Genomic DNA, 22,784 nt, shown 5'->3' on the forward strand with positions numbered 1-22,784 from the left:
CCCGCGGAGGCGACTCCTCCTGGACTCGACTCTGCTGCGTGCGCACTTCACTCCGCGCGCGTGAGCGGCACCTCCAACCGGGAGTGGTAGTGCCCGCCCCGGCTCTCGAAGAGGACGAGCCGGTCCACGCGTCCCTCGCCGAGGTCCGACTCCGCCAACGTCTGCGAGCACCGCGCGAGGGCCGGGTCTCCGCGAGGGTCCTTCGAGCGCGCGAGGGTGAGGTGCGCGGTGTACTCGCGGTGCTCGGGCTCGAAGCCCAGCGGTTGCAGTGCCGCCGCGGTGTCCGCCTGCAGGGCCTTCAGCGCCTCCGTCGCCCCGCGCACGTCCGCCCAGAGCACGCGCGGGTGGGACGGCGAACCAAAACTCCCCCCGCCTCCCACGGACAACACGAAGGGGGAATGTCTCGGGCCCACGGGCTCCAGCGCCTCGCGCAGGGACGGCAGCCGCGCCTCGTCCACGTCGCCCAGGAACACCAGCGTGAGGTGGACACCCTCCGCCTTCACCCAGCGGGCATGCGGGGCCAGTGCGCGCAGTCGCTCCAGCGTGGCGAGGGTGCGCGACTCAATCGTGCTTCCCAGCGTGACGGCGGTGAACAGACGCATGGCTCAGGACTCCTGGCGGCGCCCACGCGGCCAGAGCGCGTAGGCCCAGAAGGGGATGAAGGCGAGCAACTCCACGCCAACGACATACATGCCGCGCGCGGACAGCATCCTCGCGCCGATGGGCGACACCGGCAGCGGATGCACCGGTGCGAAGTAGCGCCCCTCCGAGAAGGGCCACAGCAGCGCCGCGCCCAGGCCGCCATCGGTGAGCGAGTCCAGCAGCCCGTGGCTCGCCACCGCGAGGAACGTGAGCGCCCCCCACCGCACGGCCGGAGCGCGCAGCGCCCGCGCCAGCATCATCGCGACGAGCGACACACCCGCGGCGAACACCAGGGAGTGCGACGCGCCCCGGTGCCCCCACGGCGCGGCGTAGGCGATGCCGAACTTGAAGCCCACCACGTCCGCGTCGGGCAGCAGCGCGAGCAGGGAGAGCAGCGCCATGGCCCCTGCCTGCCTGCGCATGGAGGCGCTGCCCGCCTCGTACCTCCCCAGGGCCATGCCCACCGCCACGTGACCGATGCTCGCCATATGCCGGAAAGATAGCCCACCTGGACGCGGTGGCCCGCGACTGGAGGGGGCGCTGCGTGTGGGCTAGCGTCCGGGCTCCATGTGGAATCACTCCCATGTCGAGGACACACTCCAGCGGCGCCTGAGGGGCTGGCGCTCGCAGGTGGGCGAGTGGCTCAACCGGTTCCGGTTCGCGGGCGTGGCGTGCTGGCTGCTCGTGGCTCAGTCGTACGATTGGCGGGTGCCCCTGGACAGGTTGGCCCTCTATCTGGGCGTGGCCTTCCTGCTGTGGCTCGCCGCGCGGCACTTCCCCGCGCTCCTGCGCCGGTCGGCCCTGCTGCTCGCCTTCGTGGACATGCCCGCCGTCTTCATCCTCCAGCGGATGGCCGTCCTCGGCGCGGAGGCCCCGGGCCCCGTAGCGCTGATGTCGCTGGGCGTCTACATCACCCTGGTGGTCATCGTGGCGCTGGTGACGCTGTCGCGCGCGAGCGTGGTGGCGGCCACGGCGGTGGCCATCGTCCTGCAGACGCTCCTGGCGGACGCCGCCGGCCTGCCGACGGGGTCCTTCCTCTCCGGCGTGGTGCTGGTGCTGTCGCTGGCCGCGCTGGCGGCCGTCTTCATCGGCCGGCAGGTGCTGGGCCTGGTGACACAGGTGGCGCAGGAAGAAGTGCAGCGCGAGCGGCTGGGCCGCTACTTCTCCCCGGAGGTGGCCCGCCATCTCGCCGAGCGCGGCGCCGAGGCGGGTGGTGGTGAGCACCGCGAGGTGACGCTCCTCTTCTCCGACATCCGCGGCTTCACCTCCATGTCCGAGCGCTTGGACAGCCCGCAGGTGGTGGCGCTGCTCAACGAGTACCTCTCGCGCATGGTGGACGTGGTGTTCCGCCACGGAGGCACGCTCGACAAGTTCATCGGTGACGGCATCCTCGCGTACTTCGGCGCGCCGTTGGACCTACCCGGCCACCCCCAGGCCGCCGTCGCCTGTGGCCTCGCCATGCTGGAGGCGCTGGAGGGGCTCAACGCCGAGCGTGCCGCGCGGGGCGAGGAGCCGCTGCGCATCGGCATCGGCATCCACACCGGGCGCGTCGTCGTGGGCGACGTGGGCAGCGAGCAGCGGCGCGAGTACACGGTGATTGGCGACGCGGTGAACCTGGCCAGCCGGATTGAAGGGCTCACCAAGAAGGTGGGCGTCCCCATGCTCGTCTCCGCGGCGACGATGCGGCGGTGTCAGGAAGGCTTCGACTTCGAGCCGGCCGCCCCCCTGCCCGTGGCCGGCAAGGCCGAGCCCGTGGCCACCTTCGCCCCCCGGAAGCCGGGCCTGCTCGCCGCGAACTGAGCTCCCGGCGCCCGAGCGGGCGGCCCGCCTGCCGCTTCCCCGCGTCACACCGTCACGGGCCGCGCTCCACCCGGACAACACGGAGGAGTGTGACTCATGGCGCAGGGATATTCGTTGAACATCGGCTTGAACTCGGTGGACCCGGCCCACTACGCGGGCTGGGACGGGGCGCTCCAGGCCTGCGAGGCGGACGCAGACGACATGGAGGCCATCGCTCGCGGGCAGAACTACGGGAAGGTGACGAAGCTGCTCACGAAGGAGGCGACGCGCGCTCGCGTTCTGAAGGAATTCGAAGAGGCGGCCCGGGTGCTGCAACCCGGCGACCTGTTCCTGCTGACGTACTCGGGGCACGGCGGCCAGCTTCCGGACATGAACGGCGACGAGGCGGATGGGCGGGACGAGACGTGGGTGCTCTATGACGGCGAGCTCGTCGACGACGAAATCTACGCCGGGCTGTCCAAGCTCCGTCAGGGCGTGCGCGTGTTCATGCTCTCCGACAGCTGTCACAGCGGCTCGGTGAGCAGGACGGCCTACGCGGCGCTGCGCAGCAGCGGCAACCTGTCGATGCTGGCGGACTCGATGCAGGACACGCACGAGGAGGAGCGGCGCTTCCGGAACATGCCGGAGGTCATCGCCCTGCGCACCTACCGGAACAACCGCGCCATGTACGACGCCATCATGAAGGACCTGCCGAAGGAGGACCCGCGCGCGACGATGAAGGCCACGGTGCTGCTCATCTCCGGGTGCCAGGACAACCAGCTCTCCAGCGACGGCACGTTCAACGGCCTGTTCACCGCCAACCTGCTGCGCGTCTACAACGGCGGCAAGTTCCACAGGGGCTACCGCAGCTTCCATCGCGGCATCCTCCGGCGCATGCCGCCGCTCCAGTCGCCGGCCTACTCGGTGGTCGGCATCCCCAGCCGCGAGTTCGAGCGGCAGGTGCCCTTCAAGGCCTGAGCCCTCGAAGAAACGACAAGGGCCGCGGGAGTGACTCCCCGCGGCCCTGCGTCATCCACCCAGGCGTGGCTCAGTACGACTTGGAGAACACGATGCGGCCCGGCGAGGGCTCGCCGGTGACGATGCACTTGCCCGGCTCCTGCTTGAGGCTGAAGGGGCGGCAGCGCGTGGTGAGCCCCGTCTCCTCCTTGATGCGGGCCTCCACCTTCGGGTCCACGTTCCAGTGCGCCAGCAGGAAGCCGTCGTCCGCCTTCGCCTTCATCTCCTCGTAGGAGTTGACCTCGAAGGTGTGCGAGTCGCGGAAGGACTTCGCCTTGTTGAACAAGTCTTTCTGCATGGCGTCCATCATGGACACGGCCTTGGAGACGGCCTCGCCCAGCGGGATGAACTCCTTCTGCTTCAAGTCACGGCGCACCATGACGCACGAGTCCTTGGCCAGGTCCTTGGGGCCAATCTCGATGCGCATGCACGTGCCGGTGAGCTCGTGCTCGTTGTACTTGTAGCCCGGGGTCCTCGAGTCGTCGTCGTCCACCACCACGTTCAGGCCCGCCTTGCGCAGGTCCGCGCCCAGCGCGTGGCTCTTCTCCAGCACCTGCGCCTTCTCCGCGTCGGACGCCTTGCCGAAGATGGGGATGATGACCACGTGCGTGGACGCCAGCTTCGGCGGGACGATGAGGCCCGCGTCATCCGAGTGCGTCATGATGAGGCCGCCGATGAGGCGCGTGGACGAGCCCCAGGACGTCTGCCAGACGTAGTGCTGCTTGCCGTCGCGGCCCTGGAACTGGGTGTCGAAGGCCTTGGCGAAGTTCTGCCCCAGGTTGTGGCTGGTGCCCGCCTGCAGCGCCTTCTTGTCCTGCATCATCGCCTCGATGCTGTACGTGCGCAGCGCGCCGGCGAACCGCTCCGACTCCGACTTGCGCCCCGGCAGCACCGGCATCGCCATGTAGTCCTCGGCGAACGTCCGGTAGACCTCCAGCATCTGGAGCGTCTCCTTCTCCGCGTCCTCCTCCGTCTCGTGACAGGTGTGGCCTTCCTGCCAGAGGAACTCGGTGGTGCGCAGGAACAGGCGCGTGCGCATCTCCCAGCGCATCACGTTCGCCCACTGGTTCAGGAGCAGCGGGAGGTCCCGGTAGCTCTGAATCCACTTGGAGAACGAGCGGTTGATGATGGTCTCACTGGTGGGCCGGATGACGAGCGGCTCCTCCAGCTTGGCGCCGCCCGCGTGGGTGACGACGGCCAGCTGCGGGTTGAAGCCCTCGACGTGCTCGGCCTCCTTCTTCAGGTAGCTCTCGGGGATGAGCAGCGGGAAGTAGGCGTTCTTGTGCCCCAGGTCCTTGAACATCTTGTCCAGGACGCGCTGCATGTTCTCCCAGATGGCGTAGCCGTTGGGCCGGATGACCATGCAGCCCTTCACGTCCGAGTAGTCGGCGAGCTTCGCCTTCTGGACCAGGTCGACGTACCACTCGGAAAAGCCCTTCTCGCGGGTCGTGAGCTTCTCGGCCATGTGCGGAGCACCCTTCTTGAAGTCGTTGAAAGAGGACGGTTGCCTACGACGGGCCCCCCCGGAAATCAACGGCCCCGTCGCCCCTTGCGTTCCCTGCCCCATGGAATGGGTTGCAGGATTTTCGACCAGCGGTCAAAATACGGAACAAGGGTTGGAGTACCTTGCCTCCGGAGGCACCCGTGCTTCGTTCTGTCGCCGACGACGTCCATGTCCTGACGGTCCCCTTCCGCATGGGCGGCCTGGAGGTGGGAGGCCGCATGACTGTCGTCCGCCTGCCGGACGGTGGGCTGTGGGTCCACTCGCCCGTCCGCTTCACCCCCGAGGTGCGCGCCTGGGTGGACGCGCTCGGCCCGGTGCGCTTCCTGGTGGCGCCCAACCTGATGCACCACCTGGCCGTGCCGGACTGGGCGGCGGCGTACCCGGACGCGAAGGTGGCGGCGCCCGCGCGCCTCAAGCGCAAGCGGCCCGAGCTGCGCATCGACCTGGAGCTGGGCGACGCGGCGGACGCGGGCTGGGCGGGCGTCATCGACCAGGTCTTCGTGCGGGGCATGCCGAAGCTGGACGAGGTCCTCTTCTTCCACCGCCCCAGCCGCACGGTGCTCGTCACGGACCTGGCCTTCAACGTCCAGCGCACGGACTCGTGGCTGCTGCGCGCCTACCTGAAGCTCAGCGGCGCGTGGCAGCGGCTGGCGTCCACGCTCACCGCCCGGGTCCTCATCAAGGACAAGGCCGCGGTGCACGCGGCGCTGGAGAAGGTGCGGGCGTGGGACGCGGAGCGGGTGGTGGTGTGCCACGGCGACGTGGTGGAGCACGACGGAAGGAAGGCGCTGGCGGATGGCTTCGCCCGGCTCTAGCGGGGGCGGGCGGAAGTCTCCGGCCGTGCGCCGCCGCGCCTCGCCGAAGACCGGGGCCGCCGCCTCGGGCGCGCAGGAGCGCGAGGCCCGCAAGGCGCGGCGGCAGGAGGGCCGGCGCACGGCCATCCTCACCGCCGCGCGCGCGGTGCTGGTGCGCGAGGGCCTCTCCGGGCTGACGCTGGACGCGGTGGCGGCGGAGGCGGACCTGAGCAAGCCGTCGCTCTTCTACTACTTCCGCTCCAAGGAGGACCTCGTCGGGGAGCTGGCGGTGGAGGGCCTCGCCCGCGAGGTGGAGGTGCTGGAGGTGGCGGTGGCCTCCGCGGACAGCGGGGTGGAGGCGCTCGCCGCGCTGGTGCGCGCCCGGGTGGACCTGTACGCGGAGGATTTGGACGCCTTCCGCGTCGTGTACCTCTGGCCCCAGCTCCTGGGCCGTCAGTCCGACGCGCAGCGCGAGCGCGTGTATGCGCTGAGCGCGCGGCTCAACGACGCGCTCGAGGCGCGGCTCCAGGCGGACGCGCGCGCGGGGCGGCTGGCCCCGGGCTTCCAGCCGCGCCGGCTGGCCAACGTCGCGTGGACGGTGGCGCACGGCCTGCTGTCGCTGGTGGCGGGGCTGGAAAATGCCGGTGGAAACACGCGGTACACGTTGTCGCAACTGCGTGACGAAGCCTGTGTGCTGCTGCTGCGGGCCGGTGTCCGCTGAGTGTTGCTGTGAACGCTTGCCGCGTCGCGCTATGAAGGGCCTTCATCCCAGTCGTTCGCCTTCAGGAGGCTTCATGCGGTCATCTCGTTCGTCTCTCTGGGTTGCCGGCACCATGGCGGCGTGCCTCGTCTCTGGCTCCGCCTTCGCCTACGCCACCGGTCAGACCGGCTTCAGCGGCAAGCAGGCCGGCAACACGTGCATGAACTCGACCTGCCACAGCGGCGGCACGACGCCCACGGTGACGCTGGAGGGCCCGGACACGCTGGAGGCGGGCGCCACCGGCAACTACACGCTCGTCATCACCGGCGGCGCGGGCGTGCGCGGCGGCTTCAACGTGGCGGTGGACCGCGGCTCGGTGGAGGCCGGCTCCGACTCGCGGAAGAGCAGCGGCGAGGTGACGCACAAGCAGCCCAAGGCCTTCTCCAACGGCACGCTCCGCTTCGACTTCACGCTGGTGGCGCCGGCCAGCGGCGGCTCCGTGAAGCTCTTCGGCGCGGGCAACTCCACCAACTTCAACAACGAGCCCGAGGGCGACGCCTCCGCGCAGGCCTCGAAGACCATCACCGTGACGGGTGGCACCGGCGAGGAGGAGGGTGACGGGGGTGGCTGCTCGGCCGCCGCGGGCGCGCCGCTGCTGGGCGCGGTGTTGATGCTGCTCGGCGCCCGCTCGCGCCGCCGCAAGTAGCCCGCGCCGCCGCATTGCGTAGTCGGCCGCCTGCTCCGAGAGCGGGCGCGGCGGGGTGGGGCGACAGCCTCCGGGGGCGCGGCCTAACATCCGCGCCCTTGTCCATGCACCTCCGCCGACTCCTTCCCATCCTGTTCCTGATGGGGCCGCTCGCGTGTGTGAGTGGCCCCGGCCTCCGTCCGCCGGAGGCCCCTGCTGCCTCCGTGCAACGCAAGACGGGGGAGCTCCGGGTGATGACCTTCAACATCCAGTCCGGCCTCCACGGGCTGGAGGGCGTGGCGGGCGTCATCCGCGCCTCGGTGCCGGACGTCGTCGCGCTGCAGGAGGTGGACGTCGGCTCCACGCGCGCGGGCGGGGTGGACCAGGTGGCGGAACTGTCCCGCCTCACCGGCCTGCCGTACCGCGCCCACTTCCGCACCACGGATTTGTATGGCGGCGCCTATGGCATCGCCCTGCTGTCGCGCTTCCCGCTGGAGGCGCTGGCGCAGTACCCGCTGCCGGTGCCTCGCGGCGCGGAGCCCCGCACGCTGGCCCACGCGGTGGTGCTCATGGACGGGCGCGAGGTGAGCATCTACCTCACGCACCTCATCCGCCGTCCCTTCAACGGCGACGCGCGCGTGCGCCAGAGCGCCCTGGTGGCCCGGCTGATGGCGGCCGACTCGCGGCCCAAGCTGCTGATGGGGGACCTCAACGACGACCCGGACTCGCGCCCCGTCCGCCTGCTGCGGCGGGACATGCGCGACGTGGTCGCCGCCACCGGTGGGGCGCGCGGCACGTACCCGATGCCGTTCATCCTCCCCACGCTGCGCATCGACTACGTGCTGGCGTGTGATGCCTTCACCCCGGTGTCCAGCCGCGTGCTGCACGTGGCCGTGTCGGACCACTACCCGGTGGTGGCGGACCTGCGGCTGAAGCCGGAATCGATTCCCGCGGTGGCCGAGCGCCCCGCCGAAGCGGGCGCCGTCGGCTCCGCGCCCTGACGCCTGAGGCCGCCCCGGCAACGCGAGGGGCGGCCGGGGTGCGTCAGCTCACGTTGAAGCGGTACAGCACTTCCTTGTCGCCCTTGCTGTAGCCCTTGAGCACCTGGTGCTGGAGATTCTTGGCGCCCAGCTGCGTCAGGCCGCCGAAGGCGAAGCCCATCACCGACAGCTCGAAGTACACGTGGGGCTTGGGCACGTGGGTGATGCTCAGGTCCGTGTGGCCCTGGCCGGGGTGGACGTTCAGGTCGCCCTCGGTGAAGTAGCCCTTCCAGATGCCGGGGGTGAACAGGAGGAAGCGGCGCAAATCGCCCGGGCTGAACATCGTCTTGAGCTGGCCCTGGACCAGCGCGTACTCGGCGGACTTGATGCCGAACTGCCACCAGGCGCTCTTGTTGCCGCCGTAGAAGCGGGCCAGCAGGTCCTCATTCAGGTGGAGGAAGGCATCCACCGGCATGCGCGTCACGGGCATCACCGGGTTGGCGAAGAACGGCTCCTTCTTCGCGAACTCCGTGAGGAAGCCCTTCCAGGCCGCCTCGCCGAAGGTCTGCACCATCATCTGCTGTCGCGCCAGGAACGCGACGCCTTTGACTTCCATGCGTGTCCTCCACCACGGCCCCGAGTGCGCCCGTGCCCGTGCTCCCAGTGTGCTCCGGGCGCGGCCATTGTGCGCCGGACCCCGGAGGTGAGGAAAGGAGCAATGGTGGAAAATTGCAGTCTGCCTGCTTGCTACTCGAGCTGGAGACCGCAGTCGGCGCAGGCCCCGGCGACCAGGGGGGCGGCGGTGCCGCAGGCGGGGCAGGGCGGCTCGCCCTCCGCGTCCTGGGCAGGCAGGGGCTGCATGACGTGGCCCTCGGAACCCAGCCCTTCGGCCTGGATGCTGTCCAGCCAGCGCTGCTGGAGGAGCGCGGCCACGCGGGGGCCGTCCTCGGGGCGCACCAGCACCTGGAACTTCGGGGTGCAGCCGACCTTGGCGCACGCCTCGCGGTGGACGAGCGCCGGGACGTCCGCGCCCAGGCAGGCGTCCACCAGTCGCCGCGCATCCATCAACGCCATTTCCGCGCAGGGCACCAGCTCCGCGTCGGACAGCACCTTCGCCGCGTCTTGCTCGGTCATCATGCGGCGGATTGGAGCGCAGCCGGGGCGGGCCCGTCCACTGTGCTCGTACGTTCGTCTGCTCTCCCGGCATGTGGGCTTGGGCGTGTGCCAGTGGACTGTCAGACCTGCCCCCGGAGAGGTGGCGCTGGGACGGCTGAATCCCCACCGTGCATGCGGTGTGACGCCCGCTGCCCGTGGGCCCGGGCGCCGCGGTGGGGGAAGCAACATGCGTCGTGGATGGGGATGGAGTGCCTGCGTGGCACTGGTGCTGGCGGCGTGCGGTGGGCCGGTGGAGCAGGGGGACGAAGGTGACTGGGAGGGCCCCTCGGAGACGGCGCCGCTGACTCCCGTCGAGCCGATGCGAGCCCAGGCACAGGCGACCACGGCGGGCGGCGCATCTCGCTGGCTCCAGTCGATGAAGGGCGTGGGCAAGGAGTTCATGGCCGGCGTGGGGCTCGACTCGGAGGGCAACGCCGTGGTGGCCCTGAACGTGGCGGAGGGCGCCCCCAGCGACAGCCTCACGGACGGCGAGGGGGCGCTGGCCTCGTACCTGCCGGACACCTTCGTGGTGTCGAAGTACGGCGCGAGCGGCGAGCGGCTGTGGTCGCTCCACCTGCCGGGCTTCGCGGAGGCGCTGACGGTGGACTCGCAGAGCCGCGTGCTCATCGCGGGCCGCAACCCGGCGGGCGTGGACTACGGCGGAGGGCCGCTGCCCGCGGGGCGCTTCATCCTCAAGCTGGACAGGGACGGTGGCTTCCTGTGGGCGTCCGGCCTGGAGGCGCTGGGCGTGTCCTCCGGCTTCGTCATCCAGCGGATGGACGCGGACCGCTGGGGCAACGTGGCGGTGGCGGGCACGCTGCCGGACCTGGTGCTGCGCGACGTGCCCGCGCTGCTGAAGCTGGGCCCGGACGGGGACTTCCTGTGGCTGCACGTGGACAACCGGGAAGGCCGAGGGCGGAGCGTGGCGGCGGACAACGAGGGCAACTTCTACCTGACGGGCTTCCACTTCGTGAGGGTGCGCTCGGACCTCCACTTCCTGCCGTACCTCCTCCGGCTGGACGCGGCGGGCAACACGGTGTGGGAGCGGACGCTCGACACGGACTACGGCAATGCGAGCGGCGTCGCGGTGCACGGCAACCGCGTGCTGATGACGGGGGACTTCCTCAAGCCGCTCACCTTCAAGGGGCAGCGGTACACGGCGAAGGGCAGTTGGAGCGATGCGTACGTGGCGGCGTTCGACCGCGATGGCAACGAGCGCTGGGTGCGGGTGCTCGGCTTCTCCGGGCTGGATGTGTCCATGGACTATGACGACGGCGCCGTCGTCGTCGGCCGGTACGAGGATGGGGATGACCTGGGCACGGGCCCCATGGCGGGCGTGCCGGGCGTGCAGTCCAACCTCTTCGTCGTGAAGCTGGACCGCGTGGACGGCGCGCTGCGGTGGGTGCGTGGCTTCGCCATGAACCACCCGGCCGGCACCGACGTGTCGGGGGACCGCTACTTCGTCTCGTCACATGCCACCACCGGCATGTGCGCCGTGGCGGGCTCGCGAATCGCGGCGGCGGACCTCGGCATGGGCATGATGCCGTCTCCGATGGGCGGCCGGCGCGACGCGTTCCTCGAGGGTTTCGACCCCTGAGGCGGGAACGCGCATTCCGGCAGGGCACGTGGCGCTCGCGGGCAGGTACAAGCGGAATGAACGTTCCTTCCGGGCACGCCGCGCTCGCGACCCGGCCGGAATGAACGTTCCTTCCATGCACGCCGCGCTCGCGACCCGGCCGGAATGAACGTTCCTTCCAGGCACGCCGCGCTCGCGACCCGGCCGGCGCGGCGCTACCGTGCCGCCGGTGCCGCCTTCCTCGCTGTCACCCAGACCGGGCCTCCTCCGCCGCCGCCTCATCGTCGCGGTGGGCGCGCTGACGTGTGGCGTGTTCGGCCTGGCGTGGGTGGTGGACCGCTTCGGTCAGCGCGAGCGGGCGGAGTCCGCGGACGCGGTGGTGGTGCTGGGCGCTCGCGTACTTCCCGGCGGCGTGCCCTCCGGAGCGCTGCGCGCTCGCACCGAGAAGGCCGTGGAGCTGTACCAGCGCGGCGTCGCGCCCCGGCTCGTCTTCTCCGGAGGCGTGGGCGTGAATCCCCCGTCGGAGGCGCGGGTGATGCTGGCGCTCGCGACGCGGCTGGGCGTGCCGGCGGAGGCCTGCATCCTGGAGGAGGAGAGCCACTCCACGGAGGAGAACGCGCGCCTCGCCGCGAAGGTGCTGCGCACGCTGGGCGCGCGGCGCGTGGTGGTGGTCTCGGACCCGTACCACCTGCTGCGGGCGCGGCAGTACTTCCGCCTCAACGGCCTGGACGTGGCCACCAGCCCCGCGCTGGAGACCGAGCGCAACCTCAACGCGGTGGACCGCTTCTACTGGACGGTGCGCGAAGCCATCGCCCTGCTGCTGCACCCGCGCGTGCTCCTGGCCCGCGCGCCCGAGGACGCGGCTACTCCGCCGGCACCGTGAGCGCGCGCAGTTCGCGCACGCCACCCGGAAGCACCCCGCGCAGCAGCACGGACTGGCCGGGCTGTGCCTCTCGCAACAGTCGCATCAAGTCCGTGGCGCGGCGCACCGGCTTGCCGCCGGCCTCCACCACCACCATGCCCGGCACCAGGTCCGAAGCCCCGGCCGCCGAGGCGTCGTCCACGTCCGTCACCAACGCCCCCGTCGCCGGCAGCCCCTGGGCCCGCGCGAGCCGTGCGTCCATGTCCGCCAGGCCCAGCCCCAGGCGCTGGTGCACCGGCTGCTCCCGCTCGGAGGGACGGCTCCGTGACGTCACGCCCTCCAAGTCCGGCCGCGTGCCCAGCGTCGCCTTCACCTCCGCCTTCTTCCCGTCCCGGTAGACGGAGAAGGTGAGCGCCGTGCCGGGAGGCGTCAGCGCCACCATGCGAGTGAGCGTCCTGCCCGAGTCGATGGGCTTGCCGTCCACGGCGAGGATGACGTCATCCCGCTGGAGCCCGGCCTCGGCGGCGGGCGTTTTCTCGGAGACGTCGGTGACGATGGCGCCTTCGCGGGTCGGCAGGCCGAGCGCCTCGCCCAGGTCCGCCGTCAAATCCTGCACGGCCACACCCAGCCAGCCGCGCGTGACGGCGCCGTCCTTCTCGAGCTGTGGCACCAGCGCGCGGACGAGGTTGCTGGGCACCGCGAAGCCGATGCCAGCGCCCTCGCCGATGATGGCGGTGTTGATGCCCACCACCTCGCCGCGGAGGTTGAAGAGCGGGCCGCCGGAGTTGCCGGGGTTGATGGCGGCATCCGTCTGGAGGAAGTCGTCGAAGGGGCCCGCCTCGATGTCGCGCGCCTTGGCGGAGACGATGCCCAGGCTGACGCTGGAGCCCAGGCCGAAGGGGTTGCCGATGGCCACCACCCAGTCGCCCACGCGCAGCGCCTCCGAGTCACCCAGCCGCACCACCGGCAGCGCCTTCGCGTCGGCCGGGAGCTGGAGCCGCAGCACCGCCACATCCGTGAGCGGGTCCGTCCCCAGCACCTTCGCGCGCAGCTTGCGCCCGTCGGGCAGCTGCACGTGAATCTCCGTCGCGTCCTGCACGACGTGGTTGTTGGTGAGCACCAGCCCCCGGCCGTCGATGATGAAGCCCGAGCCGAGCCCCTCGCGCGGTGTCTCCCGGGGCGCGGGGGCCCGGCGGCCAAAAGGCGTGAAGGGCCCCCAGGGAGTGTCGCCGAAGGGAGACTCGCCCTCTTCGCCCCAGGGCGAGTCCTCCGGTCCTCGGCGCGACGACGTGGCCTCGCGGACCTCGACGTTGACGACCGCGGCCTTCACGGACTCCACCAGCGGGGCGACGGACGCGAGCGCGGAGCGCATGTCCGGAGGCATCGGCTGCCCGGCGGGAGTGCGGCCCCCGGTGGGGTCCGAGGCGCTCGCGGAGGTCTCCTCCCGGGCCGGGGGCGGCGGAGCGGAGGAGGGCTCCTCGCTGCTCCGGCGGCAGCCCGCCAGCATGAGGACCAGTCCCAGCCCCGCGGTGAGCGTGCGTGTGCTGCGCTTCATGGCTGCCTCCCTCCATTCAACGCCCGGCCCCGCGCGGGGCCCGCCTGGCCCGCTCCTCCAGCGGAGCCCCGTCCGGGGACTCGCCCCGGCGCCGAGGCACTCCTCCAGGGAGTGCCTACGCGCTGAACCCTGATTCACCCTGCATACAAAAAGGGGCGGGCGTGCCCGGAGCACTGGAAGCCGGGAGCTTCAGGCCGAGCGCTCGCGAGAGCTGGGTGCGGCCCCCGCCTGCGAGTCGATGCGGCGCAGGAGCTTCTCGAGGATGCGGAAGAGCGCCTTGCGGTCGCTGGTGTCGAGGATGCTGAGCAGCTGCCCCATGCCCTGGAGCGTGAAGCGCTCGAGCTTCTGCCAGGTCGCCTGCCCGTCAGGCGTGAGGCGGCAGCGGACGACGCGGCGGTCCGCGGCGCTGCGCTCGCGCATGAGGTGGCCCTCGCGCTCCAGGCGGTCCACGACACCGGTGACGGTCTTCTCCGTGACGCCCAGCCGCCGGGCCAGCTCGCCCATGGTGAGCGCGCCGTCCTGGCCCAGCCACAGCAGGGCATGCACCTGCGGCGGGGTGAACTGGAGCTGTTCGCACGTGGCGGCGATGGGATCACGGAGCGAGCGACGCCGGCCCAGCGCGAGCAGCAACTGCTGCAGCTTGTGCACGTCGGTCGAGACGTCTTCTTCCTCTTTATGGATATTCCGTGACACGGAGTATGCCTTAGCGGCCTGGGGGTTGCGGGTCAACCCGTTGTCGCGGCGGGGGCGCTCATGTGGACAATGAGCCCTCGCCTGCCCTGGAAAGTGAGTAACACCCCATCATGCGTCCCTTCTCACTCCTCTGCTCTCTTCTTCTCGCTCTGGCCGCCGTTCCCGCCCTCGCGGAGAAGGCGCTGGTGTTCGCCGCGGCGAGCACCACCAACGCGCTCCAGGAGCTGGCGCCGGCCTTCACGAAGGCCACCGGCCACGAGGTGGAGTTCGCCTTCGGTGCGTCCAGCGACCTGGCCCGGCAGGCGGTCGCGGGGGCTCCGGCGGATGCCTTCCTCTCGGCGGATGCGGTCCGGATGGACACCCTGGACAAGGCGGGGCTGGTGCAGCCCGGCACCCGGGTGGACCTGTTGTCCAACCGGCTGGTGGTGGTGGTGCCGTCCGACGTGAAAGGTCGGCTGGCGGGGCCGGAGGGCTTGAAGGGGGTGAAGCGGCTGGCGCTGGCGGACCCGGCGGCGGTGCCCGCGGGGGTGTACGCGAAGGCGTGGCTGGAGAAGGCGGGGCTGTGGAAGGCGCTGGAGCCGAAGGTGGTGCCGGCGCTGGACGTGCGCGCGGCGCTGGCGGCGGTGGAGTCGGGGCGGGTGGACGCGGGCGTGGTGTACGCGACGGACGCGGCGCAGTCGAAGAAGGTGAAGGTGGCCTTCGCGGTGCCGGACGCGGACGCGCCGCGCATCACCTACCCGGTGGCGGCGCTGACGAAGGGGAAGTCGCCGGAGGCCGGGCGGGCCTTCGTGCGCTTCCTCCAGACGGACGAGGCGCGGAAGGTCTTCGCGCGGCAGGGCTTCATCGTGCTCGGTGGGAAGGAGCCGCGCGCTCCGTGATGGAAGGCACGGCGGGGCTCGTCTTCTTCACGGTGGCGGTGGCGTCGGTGGCCACGCTGCTCATCCTCCCCCTCGGGGTGGCGGTGGCGTACGCGCTGGCGCGGTGGGACGGGCCGGGCAAGGGCCTGGTGGAGACGGTGCTGGCGCTGCCCATGGTGCTGCCGCCCACGGCGGTGGGCCTGGTGCTGCTGGAGTTGCTGGCGCGCAACGGGCCGGTGGGACGGGTGCTGGATGCGTGGGGTGTGGAGGTGGTCTTCACCCCGAAGGCGGTGGTGCTGGCGAGCGCGGTGATGGCCTTCCCGCTGCTCGTGCGCTCGGCACGCTCGGGGTTCGAGGAGGTGGACCCGAGGCTGGTGGCGGTGGCGCGCACGCTGGGGGACTCGCGAGTGCGCGCGTTCTTCCGCGTGACGCTGCCGCTGGCGTGGCGCGGGGTGCTGGTGGGGGCGCTGCTGGCGTTCTCCCGCGCGCTGGGCGAGTTCGGCGCGACGGTGCTGGTGGCGGGCAACATCCCCGGGCGCACGCAGACGCTGTCGCTGGCCATCTTCCACCGCACGCAATTGGGCGAGGACGCGGAGGCACTGCGGCTGGCGGGCGTGGCGGCGCTGCTCGCCTTCGTGGCGGTGTACGCGACGGAGGTGGTGACACGGCGGCGGGGACAGCGGAGCCGCGCGTGAGCCTGGTCCTGTCCCTTCGGCTTCCGCTGGCGCGCTTCACGCTGGAGGTGGAGACGCGCCTCGCGGGCGCTTCCGTGGCGGTGCTGGGGCGCTCGGGCTCGGGGAAGACCTCGCTGCTGGAGGTGCTCGCGGGGCTGCGACGCGGGGCGCGGGGACGCGTGGAAGTGGGAGGGCGGGTGCTGTTGGACAGCGATGCGGGCGTGGACGTGCCGCCGGAAGCACGGCGCATGGGCTACGTGCCGCAGGACGCGCTGCTCTTCCCGCACCTCACCGCCGGGCAGAACGTGCGCTTCGGTGAGCGCAAGGGCCGGGCTTCGCGGGCGGAGGAGGCCATCGCCCTCCTGGAGCTGACGCCGTTGCTGCATCGCTATCCCGCGACGCTCTCCGGTGGCGAGAAGCAGCGCGTGGCCCTGGCGCGGGCGCTGGCCACCGACCCGGCACTGCTGCTGCTGGACGAACCCCTGGCCGCGTTGGACGTGGCGCTGAAGGAGCGGGTGCTGCCATACCTGCTACGGGTGCGCGACGAGGCGAAGGTGCCGCTGCTGTACGTGACGCACCAGCTCGGTGAGGCGCGAGTGCTCGCCCATGAAGCCCTGTTGCTCGACGAAGGCCGGGTCCGCGCGGTGGGTCTCGCGTCCGAGGTGCTGGGCACGACGGCGCGAGGGCTGCTCGCGTCGGAGGGGGAGGGCGAGGAGAACATCCTGGAGGGCACGCTGGAGCGCCCGGAGGGCGGCGGCCTGCGGCTGCGAGTCGCGGAAGGACTGGCGCTCTGGGTGCCGGATGCGCTGGAGCTGCCAGCGGGTACGCGCGCGGCGTACGCGGTGCCGTCCGAGGACGTGCTGCTCTCCATGGGGGCGCTGTCCGGTGTCTCCGCGCGCAACGTGCTCATGGGGACGGTGGCGAAGGTGGAGCCCGCGGCGTCGGGCGAGGACGCGGCCACGGTGGACGTCGCCGGAGTGAGCTGGGTGGTGCGGCTCACCGCGACCTCCGTGCGCGAGCTGGGTGTGGTGCCGGGAGCTCGCGTGTACCTCGCGGTGAAGACCGCCGCGTGCCGACGGCTGCGCTGAGCGGTGCTCCAGACTTTCGCTACCGGGTAACAGAAACGCGGTCCTCCGGTGCTCGGGTGCATGCACCACGTCACTCACTGGAGGACATGAGATGGGCAGGTATCGTTCCGGTCGGCTCGCGCTCGGCGCATCGCTGTGGTTGTTGCTCGCGGGATGCGGCAAGGACGAGCCCGAGGGCACCCGCTGCGAGCAGCTCGCGCCCCGGCTGCAGCGCGCGCTCGAAGAGGCGGCCACGGCGGAGGACCTCCCGGGTGTCACCGTCTCGCTCCGTCTCCCCGAGTGCACCTGGCGTGGCGCCACGGGCCTGTCCCAGGTGGAGTCCGCCACCGCGCTGAAGGCCGAGGACCGGCTCCGCGCGGGAAGCATCACCAAGACCTTCGTCGCCGTGGTGGCGCTTCAGCTCCAGTCCGAGGGAAAGCTGTCCCTGGACGCGCCGCTCGCGACGTGGCTCCCGGACTTCCCCCGCGCGAACCTCATCACCGTGCGCCAGCTCCTGAACCACACGGCCGGCACGGCCAACTACACCCAGAACGCGGACTTCCTCACCGAGGCGATGGGCAACCCCGGCAAGGTGTGGGTGCCCGAGGAGCTCATCGCGTACGGCGCGGCCCACTCACCGTTCTTCGAGCCGGGAGCGCGCTGGGAGTACTCCAACACCAACTACATCCTCGTCGGCCACATCATCGAAGCCGTGTCCGGCACCTCGCTGGCACAGCAGCTCCGCACGCGCATCTTCGAGCCCCTGAACCTGACGAGCACGGGCCTGGGTGGAGGCGAGCCGCTGCCGCCCCTCGCCGTGGGCGGGTACACCCGAGAGGTGGAGGGTGGCGCCTGGACGAACCTGGAAGGACTGCTCCACCCGTCCGCGGCGGGTGCGGCCGGCGCGCTGGTGTCGAGCGCGGACGACCTCAGCCGCTTCTTCGCAGGTCTTTTCTCGGGGGAGCTGCTCACGGCGGCACAGCGCGCGGAGATGTCCCAGTGGGTACCGGCGCATGAGGGTACGGAGTCCGGTTACGGACTGGGCCTCGTGCAGTGGGAGGACCCCGTGACGCCGATGCAGGGCCACAACGGCGGCATCCCTGGCTTCTCGTCTCTCGCCGTCTGGCTGCCCCGGCAGAAGGCCTCGCTGGCGGTGATGACCAATCGCGAGGGCGCCGAGCAGCCGGGAGTCACGACGCAGAAGCTGCTGAAGGTGCTCACCACGCTGTGAGTCCGCGTCAGCCCTCCAGCGTGGCTCCCAGCTCGCGTGCTCGCTGCTCGACGGCCCTCCGATGCCCGGTGCGCAGTTGATGGGCCACGACGAGGCTCGCCGGCTCGAGTCTGGAAATCTGGTCCAGGCCCCGCAGCACATCACCCTGCACGAGCGCCTCGTGGGGCTCGTTCATCGACGTGGTGAAGACGCGGACCGAGAGCCTGCCCGAGGCGTCCCGCACGAAGTGGTAGCCGCTGCTCCAGTCCTTGCCATCGTGGCGGACCATGCGGAAGGTGAGCTCGGGGACCTTCAACTTCGGCACGAGCGCGAGGAGGGACATCGACGACTCGGCGCCGGAAGGGTCATGGCCGGAGAGACTCATCCTGACCTGGAGTCGCTCCAGGCGCGCGACGAGGGGCGACGTGAGGAACTCGCGCGCCTGGCGCGGGTAGACCTGGAGGTCCAGCTCGCGAAGCTGCACAAAGGCGCCCTTCGCCCTGGCGAGCTCGAGCCACTCGTCGGAGGCACTGCCTTCCACGAGCGCCTCCAGCTTCGGCATCCCGGCAAGCGCCTCGAGGCCGACGTCGGAATGGGCGAGTGAGCGCAGCGACCTCATGACATCATGCGTGGTGATGTCGTAATCGCCTTTTCCTTCGAGATGCTCGACGGTGGCCCAGAGCGGGTGGCCGGCGGTCTTCTCGATGGCGCTTTCGAGCGCGCGAGAGTTGCCCTGCTTCAGCGCCGCGCGCGTGAGGAAGCCGCGTGAGAAGGTGCAATCCGGCTTCAGCACACCGTCGAGCGGACCGAGCAGTTCCGCGCGGGCCGTCTTGATGAGCTGCCGCTCCCGCTTCACCTCGGCCGGCGTGAGGGGGCGGCGGGTCGCTTCGAGCTGGAGGGCGATGAGCTCACCGCGAGGATGGCCCGCTTCGAGCAACACGTCCGCGAGCACGGCGCGCGCCTCGTCGTCCTCCGGCTTCGCGAGCACCTGCGCGAGGAGCGTCGCGGAGTCCGCCGAGCGCGCGGGCTTCGCGGCCTCTGCGTCCGCGCGGAGGGCCGCATCAATCACCGCGAGCGCCTCGCGGGTGTCGGCGGAGAGCGCCCCGTCTTTGACCGCGTCCAGCCGCGGACGGATGCGGTCGAGGTGCGCCGCGAGGAACTCTTCGTGGGCAATCGAGCGGTCGTAACCGGCGCGCGCCTTCGCGAGGCTCTCCGCGGCCCGGGCGTCCAGGATGCGACGAGCGAGCGGCGCCAGCCGTGTCCAGAAGGGACGGGCGCCAGTGCTCGTGAAGGGAGGGTCGGCATACCGGTCGGCGACCCAGCGGTCGATGCGTGGGTCCGTCGGCCAGTCTTCCAGCGCTTCGAGGCGCGGACGTGCCTTGACCGACCCCTTGTCGAGGAGTGTGTCGAGCAGCGTCGAGAGCACCGCGGCGTCCGGCTTCTTCGCCACGGTGTCCCAGTCACCGGAGAGCCCCCTGCCTCCCGCCACCTTCGCGCCCACCGACACCACGCGGTCCGCCAGCTCCCGGTGCGGCGCGGCCCGCCAGGCGTCGAGGAGCCCCGCGAGCACGGTGCGCCATTCGCCGCCGGTCGCGGCCTTCGTGAGGGAGGCTTCCTTCGATTCGCTCTTCTTCGGCATCGTCCCGAAGCTTCCCTCGGAAGGGGGCTCTCCCGCTCGGAATCTCAGTGCCGTGTCGGGCGCCGCCGGGCCCGCGGGGCGCCGCGCTGCCCGCCCCCTTCCGCGCGGCACTCCCGAGGCGTCATGCCGAACGCCGCCTTGAAGGCGCGGCCGAAGTGGGAGAGGTCCTGGAACCCCCACCGGAAGGCGATGTCCGCGATGCTGCGCTCCCGCAGCTCCGGGGCGAGCAGCGCCTGTCGGCACCGGGCGAGTCGCCGTGCGAGCACCCAGCGCATGAAGGACTGGCCCCCTTCCGCGAACAGCCCGTGCAGGTAGCGCGTGGAGCAGCGGAACTGGGCGGCGACCGTCGTCGGGCTCAGCGCGGGGTCCCCGAGGTTGCGCTCGGCGAAGTCGCGGATGGCGTGCCGCCGGGCCTCGCGCACGCTCTCCGTGTCCGGCCGGGGTCCATCCTCCTTCGCGTTGAAGCCCACCGCGAGCAGCGACACCAGGATGTCCGAGAGCGAACCGGAGACCGGCGCGTCGACCTCGTTGCGCGCGAAGGCGTTCAGGTACGCTGACACCAGCGCACCGGTGCCCTCGTTGGCCCGCAGCACGCTCCCAATCGACTTGTCCGCGTCCACGAGTCGCGGCCGCAGCGCCGTGTACGGGACGAGGATGACCACCCGGCGATACTCGGCGTCGAAGGAGAGTTCGCCGGGCCGCACCCCGTCGAGCAACTCCACGTCGCCCGGCCGCGTCTGATACTCCGGCCGGCGCGGCTGCCGCACCGTACAGACGCCCTCCAGCTGCATGCAGATGAAGAAGCACTCGCGCGGCGCCCGGGCGATTTCCGTCTCCCCCCGGTACACCCGCTGCGAGGCCGAGTGCACGTGCGTCACCGACAGCGGCCCCGCTTCCCGATAATCCAACCTGCCGAAGAACGGCTCGTTCCTGCGCTTCTGCTCCGTGCGCAGGCCGAGGAAGACCCGGCTCGCCGTCTCCTGCCAGTACTCCATCCGCTCCTTCTCGGAGACCATGTCGGTCGTGAAGACAGCAGGCAACGCGCACCCCCGGGCCGAGGAGACGGACGAGACCGCTGGCACATCATCGCCAGCAGCCCCGTTCGCCTCCAGCACCCTTCAGGTACGGAGGTGTGCGGTCGCCATTGCTTCCTACCCGGGGGCTATGGACCCGTCAGGCGGCTGAGCGTGAAGGGCGAGCGGTACCACGAGCCGCCCGGGAAGCTCACCTGCGTGGAGGCCGTCACCGTCGAGGGCACGCCCGCCGAGCCGCTGACGGTGAGCGTGCCCGCGGGCTGCACCGCCGTCGAAGGCGTCCCCGTGCACCCCGGGCACAGGTTGGTACCCGTCACGTAGCTCAAGTTGAACGAGAGCGACGTCGAGCCGCTGTCCACCACGCCCTGCACCCACGTCGGACGGGTGCCGTTGTAGATGAGGACGTTGGCGACGTGCACCGTCCCCCGCGAGTCGAAGAGGATGCCCCAGCCGGGCTCCCAGGCGTTGTACCAGTTGCCGCTCAGGTTCATCGTCGTGAAGCCGCCGCCGAAGGCCAGCGGCTGGATGGGCTCGTTGCCCGACGCCGCGCCCTTCGTCCACACGTACCGCCACTGCCCGCTGGTCAGGGTGAGCTTCGCCGTCCCCACCTTCGTGGCGGACGCACTCGAGCCATTCCAGTACGACTCGTAGAGGTCACCCGCCCACACGCCCGTCTCGGCGGTGAGGGTGCTCATGTACCAGATGGGCGCGCCAGCAGAGGTATAGGTGAGCCACGTGAGCGAGAGCGAATCGGAGGCGGCGTACTGGATGTCCAGGCCGTTGCCGTTGCGCGCCGGGTTGTACCAGTTGCCCTTGGCGGGCTTCGTCGGCAGCGGCGGGTAGATGGCGGCGGCGGCGTTGATGAGGCCCGTGCCGCACGCCTTGCACGGCAGCGGCGTGGCGGTGCCCTTGATGCGCGCGGTGACCTGCGCGGGCGTCATGGACGGCCGCTGGGACAGGATGAGCGCCGCGAGCCCCGCGACGTGCGGCGACGCCATGGACGTCCCGCTGAGGTAGCGGTAGCAGTAGTCCCCCGGCAGCAGCGTGGTGCCTGCCTTGTACGCGGCCCACGTGGACACGGCGCCGTCCGTCCCGCTGTACGTCGTCCCGTCCACGGGGCAGCCGATGCCGTCGCCGTAGAAGTTGGGGTCGCCGCCCGGCGCGGTGACGTCCACCCGCTCCCCGCGGTTGCTGTAGGGCGCGAGCTGCCCGTTCCGCCCGCTTGCCGCCACGGCGATGACGCCGGTGCACGAGGCGGGCGTCACGTTGGCGGTGTCCGCCGCGTTGTTGCCCGCGGCGGCGACCACCACGACGTTCTTCTGCACGGCGTACGTCACCGCGCTCTGGATGTAGGCGTAGCCCGAGCACGGGGCCGTCCCGCTGGTCGTCCCGAAGCTCATGTTGATGACGCGCGCGCCGTTGTCCGCGGCCCAGCGGATGGCGTTGCCCACGTTGCTCATCACCGGGGCGTTGTTGTTGGACACCTTGACGGGCATGAGCTGGCAGCCCCAGCAGACGCCGGCGCCGCCGATGCCGTTGTTCGCATTCGCCGAGAGGATGCCGGCCACGTGCAGGCCGTGGTGGTACGTGTCGTCGTCCGTCGGGTCCGCGTCGTTGTCACCGAAGTCGTAGCCCGTCGTCCACTTCCCGCTGAGGTCCGGGTGCGCGAGCTTGCCGGTGTCCAGCACCGCGACCTTCACCGAGCCGGTGACGCTGTTCCACGCCGTGGGCAGGTTGATGGCGGGGTAGTGCCACTGCTGCGCGTACAGCGGGTCGCTCGGCACCGCGAAGTACTCCATGTACAGGTCCTCGTGCGCGTACTCGACGCGAGGGTCCGCGCGCAGCGCCTCGATGGCGGTCAGCAACTCCGCCTCCTCCTCGGCGATGGACGCGCCCAGGCGCCGCTGCTCCGGCTCCAGCGACCAGAGTCGCGCGCCCCCGGCGAGCGCCTTGACGTCCTGGGCATGGAAGCCGCGAAGCGTGGGCGGCGAGGCACGCAGGCTCGCCTCGTCCGACTCCCGGAACTTCACGATGACGTGACCCGGGACGAAGCGGCGCGCGGGCTCGCGCAGCGAGGCCGAGGCGTGGGTCGGCGGGGACGCAGGTGGGGTGGGGGCCTCGCCGCACGCGACGAGGGACAGGGACAGCGCCAGGGCACCGAGCCAGGGCGCTCGAGACAGGGACTTCATGACGACCTCCAGTGACGGCCGCGGAGCGTCAGCGCCCCGCACCGTGGAGGCAGAGATAGGGCGGGGCGCGCGCGGGGAATCGGCCAGGAGTGCATGCGGATTCGACTGGGCGCGCTCGGAGGGCTCCCCGCGGTCCCGGGTCTCTGACGCACGCGGCCACGCCGGACGTCCG

At 71.2% G+C, this 22,784-nt stretch carries 22 protein-coding genes; 12 read left to right on the plus strand and 10 right to left on the minus strand.

Annotated features, from left to right (window positions below):
- Positions 1 to 47: 47 nt before the first annotated feature.
- Both thpR and OV427_RS27435 read right to left on the minus strand, forming a co-directional pair.
- The gene (thpR, locus tag OV427_RS27430) at positions 48 to 602 is read right to left on the minus strand and encodes an RNA 2',3'-cyclic phosphodiesterase (protein WP_267859138.1); all 555 of its coding nucleotides are present in this window, start codon (positions 600 to 602) and stop codon (positions 48 to 50) included.
- A gap of 3 nt (positions 603 to 605) precedes the next feature.
- On the minus strand, positions 606 to 1,130 hold the full coding sequence (locus OV427_RS27435) for a metal-dependent hydrolase (RefSeq protein WP_267859139.1): 525 nt from the start codon (positions 1,128 to 1,130) through the stop codon (positions 606 to 608).
- Between the two features lie 79 nt (positions 1,131 to 1,209).
- Between OV427_RS27435 and OV427_RS27440 the strand changes: the two genes are divergently transcribed.
- Together OV427_RS27440 and OV427_RS27445 are read left to right on the plus strand one after the other, a co-directional pair.
- Positions 1,210 to 2,442 carry an adenylate/guanylate cyclase domain-containing protein gene (locus tag OV427_RS27440; protein ID WP_267859140.1) on the plus strand — a complete coding sequence of 411 codons (1,233 nt, stop codon included), beginning with the start codon at positions 1,210 to 1,212 and terminating at the stop codon, positions 2,440 to 2,442.
- A gap of 96 nt (positions 2,443 to 2,538) precedes the next feature.
- Complete coding sequence (locus OV427_RS27445) at positions 2,539 to 3,399, plus strand: caspase family protein (protein WP_267859141.1); 861 nt, start codon at positions 2,539 to 2,541, stop codon at positions 3,397 to 3,399.
- A 70-nt stretch (positions 3,400 to 3,469) separates the two neighbouring features.
- Here the strand turns inward: OV427_RS27445 and proS are convergent, their stop codons facing one another.
- Positions 3,470 to 4,903, minus strand: coding sequence for a proline--tRNA ligase (gene proS, locus OV427_RS27450; protein ID WP_267859142.1), 1,434 nt, complete (start codon positions 4,901 to 4,903; stop codon positions 3,470 to 3,472).
- Positions 4,904 to 5,082: 179 nt separating this feature from the next.
- Here proS and OV427_RS27455 point away from each other — a divergent pair, with 179 nt between their 5' ends.
- The 4 genes from OV427_RS27455 (at position 5,083) to OV427_RS27470 (ending at position 8,122) form a co-directional block, all read left to right on the plus strand.
- Complete coding sequence (locus tag OV427_RS27455; protein ID WP_267859143.1) at positions 5,083 to 5,757, plus strand: DUF4336 domain-containing protein; 675 nt, start codon at positions 5,083 to 5,085, stop codon at positions 5,755 to 5,757.
- A 25-nt stretch (positions 5,758 to 5,782) separates the two neighbouring features.
- Complete coding sequence (locus OV427_RS27460; protein WP_267859144.1) at positions 5,783 to 6,457, plus strand: TetR/AcrR family transcriptional regulator; 675 nt, start codon at positions 5,783 to 5,785, stop codon at positions 6,455 to 6,457.
- A gap of 73 nt (positions 6,458 to 6,530) precedes the next feature.
- On the plus strand, positions 6,531 to 7,142 hold the full coding sequence (locus tag OV427_RS27465; protein WP_267859145.1) for an MXAN_6652 family MXYO-CTERM-anchored protein: 612 nt from the start codon (positions 6,531 to 6,533) through the stop codon (positions 7,140 to 7,142).
- A 203-nt stretch (positions 7,143 to 7,345) separates the two neighbouring features.
- Positions 7,346 to 8,122, plus strand: coding sequence for an endonuclease/exonuclease/phosphatase family protein (locus OV427_RS27470; protein WP_267859146.1), 777 nt, complete (start codon positions 7,346 to 7,348; stop codon positions 8,120 to 8,122).
- A 43-nt stretch (positions 8,123 to 8,165) separates the two neighbouring features.
- Here the strand turns inward: OV427_RS27470 and OV427_RS27475 are convergent, their stop codons facing one another.
- Together OV427_RS27475 and OV427_RS27480 are read right to left on the minus strand one after the other, a co-directional pair.
- On the minus strand, positions 8,166 to 8,717 hold the full coding sequence (locus tag OV427_RS27475; RefSeq protein WP_267859147.1) for a hypothetical protein: 552 nt from the start codon (positions 8,715 to 8,717) through the stop codon (positions 8,166 to 8,168).
- 131 nt (positions 8,718 to 8,848) lie between these two features.
- Positions 8,849 to 9,238, minus strand: coding sequence for a hypothetical protein (locus OV427_RS27480; RefSeq protein ID WP_267859148.1), 390 nt, complete (start codon positions 9,236 to 9,238; stop codon positions 8,849 to 8,851).
- A 235-nt stretch (positions 9,239 to 9,473) separates the two neighbouring features.
- On the opposite strand from OV427_RS27480, the gene OV427_RS27485 reads away from it, so the two are divergent.
- Complete coding sequence (locus OV427_RS27485) at positions 9,474 to 10,853, plus strand: hypothetical protein (RefSeq protein WP_267859149.1); 1,380 nt, start codon at positions 9,474 to 9,476, stop codon at positions 10,851 to 10,853.
- A 208-nt stretch (positions 10,854 to 11,061) separates the two neighbouring features.
- Positions 11,062 to 11,715 (plus strand): YdcF family protein, encoded by a 654-nt coding sequence (locus OV427_RS27490; protein ID WP_267859150.1) that lies wholly within the window; start codon positions 11,062 to 11,064, stop codon positions 11,713 to 11,715.
- Here the strand turns inward: OV427_RS27490 and OV427_RS27495 are convergent.
- Positions 11,696 to 13,249: a Do family serine endopeptidase gene (locus tag OV427_RS27495; RefSeq protein WP_267859151.1), complete on the minus strand. Its 1,554-nt coding sequence runs from the start codon at positions 13,247 to 13,249 to the stop codon at positions 11,696 to 11,698. The genes OV427_RS27490 and OV427_RS27495 overlap by 20 nt on opposite strands.
- Positions 13,250 to 13,438: 189 nt before the next feature.
- The gene (locus OV427_RS27500; protein ID WP_267859152.1) at positions 13,439 to 13,942 is read right to left on the minus strand and encodes a MarR family winged helix-turn-helix transcriptional regulator; all 504 of its coding nucleotides are present in this window, start codon (positions 13,940 to 13,942) and stop codon (positions 13,439 to 13,441) included.
- Between the two features lie 110 nt (positions 13,943 to 14,052).
- Between OV427_RS27500 and modA the strand changes: the two genes are divergently transcribed.
- From modA to OV427_RS27520, 4 genes are all read left to right on the plus strand, one after another.
- Positions 14,053 to 14,820, plus strand: coding sequence for a molybdate ABC transporter substrate-binding protein (gene modA, locus OV427_RS27505; protein WP_267859153.1), 768 nt, complete (start codon positions 14,053 to 14,055; stop codon positions 14,818 to 14,820).
- Positions 14,820 to 15,494 carry a molybdate ABC transporter permease subunit gene (modB, locus tag OV427_RS27510; protein ID WP_267863484.1) on the plus strand — a complete coding sequence of 225 codons (675 nt, stop codon included), beginning with the start codon at positions 14,820 to 14,822 and terminating at the stop codon, positions 15,492 to 15,494. Before modA ends, modB begins: the two co-directional genes overlap by 1 nt.
- Positions 15,491 to 16,561 carry a molybdenum ABC transporter ATP-binding protein gene (gene modC, locus OV427_RS27515; protein ID WP_267859154.1) on the plus strand — a complete coding sequence of 357 codons (1,071 nt, stop codon included), beginning with the start codon at positions 15,491 to 15,493 and terminating at the stop codon, positions 16,559 to 16,561. The genes modB and modC overlap by 4 nt, the downstream gene beginning before the upstream one ends.
- A gap of 91 nt (positions 16,562 to 16,652) precedes the next feature.
- Complete coding sequence (locus tag OV427_RS27520; RefSeq protein ID WP_267859155.1) at positions 16,653 to 17,771, plus strand: serine hydrolase domain-containing protein; 1,119 nt, start codon at positions 16,653 to 16,655, stop codon at positions 17,769 to 17,771.
- 7 nt (positions 17,772 to 17,778) lie between these two features.
- On the opposite strand, the gene OV427_RS27525 is transcribed toward OV427_RS27520, so the two are convergent.
- From OV427_RS27525 to OV427_RS27535, 3 genes are all read right to left on the minus strand, one after another.
- Positions 17,779 to 19,389, minus strand: coding sequence for a TIGR02996 domain-containing protein (locus OV427_RS27525; RefSeq protein WP_267859156.1), 1,611 nt, complete (start codon positions 19,387 to 19,389; stop codon positions 17,779 to 17,781).
- 44 nt (positions 19,390 to 19,433) lie between these two features.
- Positions 19,434 to 20,405 carry a helix-turn-helix domain-containing protein gene (locus OV427_RS27530; protein WP_267859157.1) on the minus strand — a complete coding sequence of 324 codons (972 nt, stop codon included), beginning with the start codon at positions 20,403 to 20,405 and terminating at the stop codon, positions 19,434 to 19,436.
- A gap of 146 nt (positions 20,406 to 20,551) precedes the next feature.
- Positions 20,552 to 22,612, minus strand: coding sequence for a S8 family serine peptidase (locus OV427_RS27535; RefSeq protein ID WP_267859158.1), 2,061 nt, complete (start codon positions 22,610 to 22,612; stop codon positions 20,552 to 20,554).
- Positions 22,613 to 22,784 lie beyond the last annotated feature (172 nt).

The organism is Pyxidicoccus sp. MSG2 (assembly GCF_026626705.1).
Classification (GTDB): Bacteria; Myxococcota; Myxococcia; order Myxococcales; family Myxococcaceae; genus Myxococcus.

Excerpts from the sequence above, each read along its gene's own strand:
- thpR (WP_267859138.1), bottom strand. The coding sequence starts at position 602 with ATGCGTCTGTTCACCGCCGTCACGCTGGGAAGCACGATTGAGTCGCGC.
- OV427_RS27435 (WP_267859139.1), bottom strand. The coding sequence starts at position 1,130 with ATGGCGAGCATCGGTCACGTGGCGGTGGGCATGGCCCTGGGGAGGTAC.
- OV427_RS27440 (WP_267859140.1), top strand. The coding sequence starts at position 1,210 with ATGTGGAATCACTCCCATGTCGAGGACACACTCCAGCGGCGCCTGAGG.
- OV427_RS27445 (WP_267859141.1), top strand. The coding sequence starts at position 2,539 with ATGGCGCAGGGATATTCGTTGAACATCGGCTTGAACTCGGTGGACCCG.
- proS (WP_267859142.1), bottom strand. The coding sequence starts at position 4,903 with ATGGCCGAGAAGCTCACGACCCGCGAGAAGGGCTTTTCCGAGTGGTAC.
- OV427_RS27465 (WP_267859145.1), top strand. The coding sequence starts at position 6,531 with ATGCGGTCATCTCGTTCGTCTCTCTGGGTTGCCGGCACCATGGCGGCG.
- OV427_RS27475 (WP_267859147.1), bottom strand. The coding sequence starts at position 8,717 with ATGGAAGTCAAAGGCGTCGCGTTCCTGGCGCGACAGCAGATGATGGTG.
- OV427_RS27480 (WP_267859148.1), bottom strand. The coding sequence starts at position 9,238 with ATGATGACCGAGCAAGACGCGGCGAAGGTGCTGTCCGACGCGGAGCTG.
- OV427_RS27495 (WP_267859151.1), bottom strand. The coding sequence starts at position 13,249 with ATGAAGCGCAGCACACGCACGCTCACCGCGGGGCTGGGACTGGTCCTC.
- modA (WP_267859153.1), top strand. The coding sequence starts at position 14,053 with ATGCGTCCCTTCTCACTCCTCTGCTCTCTTCTTCTCGCTCTGGCCGCC.
- modB (WP_267863484.1), top strand. The coding sequence starts at position 14,820 with ATGGAAGGCACGGCGGGGCTCGTCTTCTTCACGGTGGCGGTGGCGTCG.
- OV427_RS27520 (WP_267859155.1), top strand. The coding sequence starts at position 16,653 with ATGGGCAGGTATCGTTCCGGTCGGCTCGCGCTCGGCGCATCGCTGTGG.
- OV427_RS27525 (WP_267859156.1), bottom strand. The coding sequence starts at position 19,389 with ATGCCGAAGAAGAGCGAATCGAAGGAAGCCTCCCTCACGAAGGCCGCG.
- OV427_RS27530 (WP_267859157.1), bottom strand. The coding sequence starts at position 20,405 with ATGGTCTCCGAGAAGGAGCGGATGGAGTACTGGCAGGAGACGGCGAGC.
- OV427_RS27535 (WP_267859158.1), bottom strand. The coding sequence starts at position 22,612 with ATGAAGTCCCTGTCTCGAGCGCCCTGGCTCGGTGCCCTGGCGCTGTCC.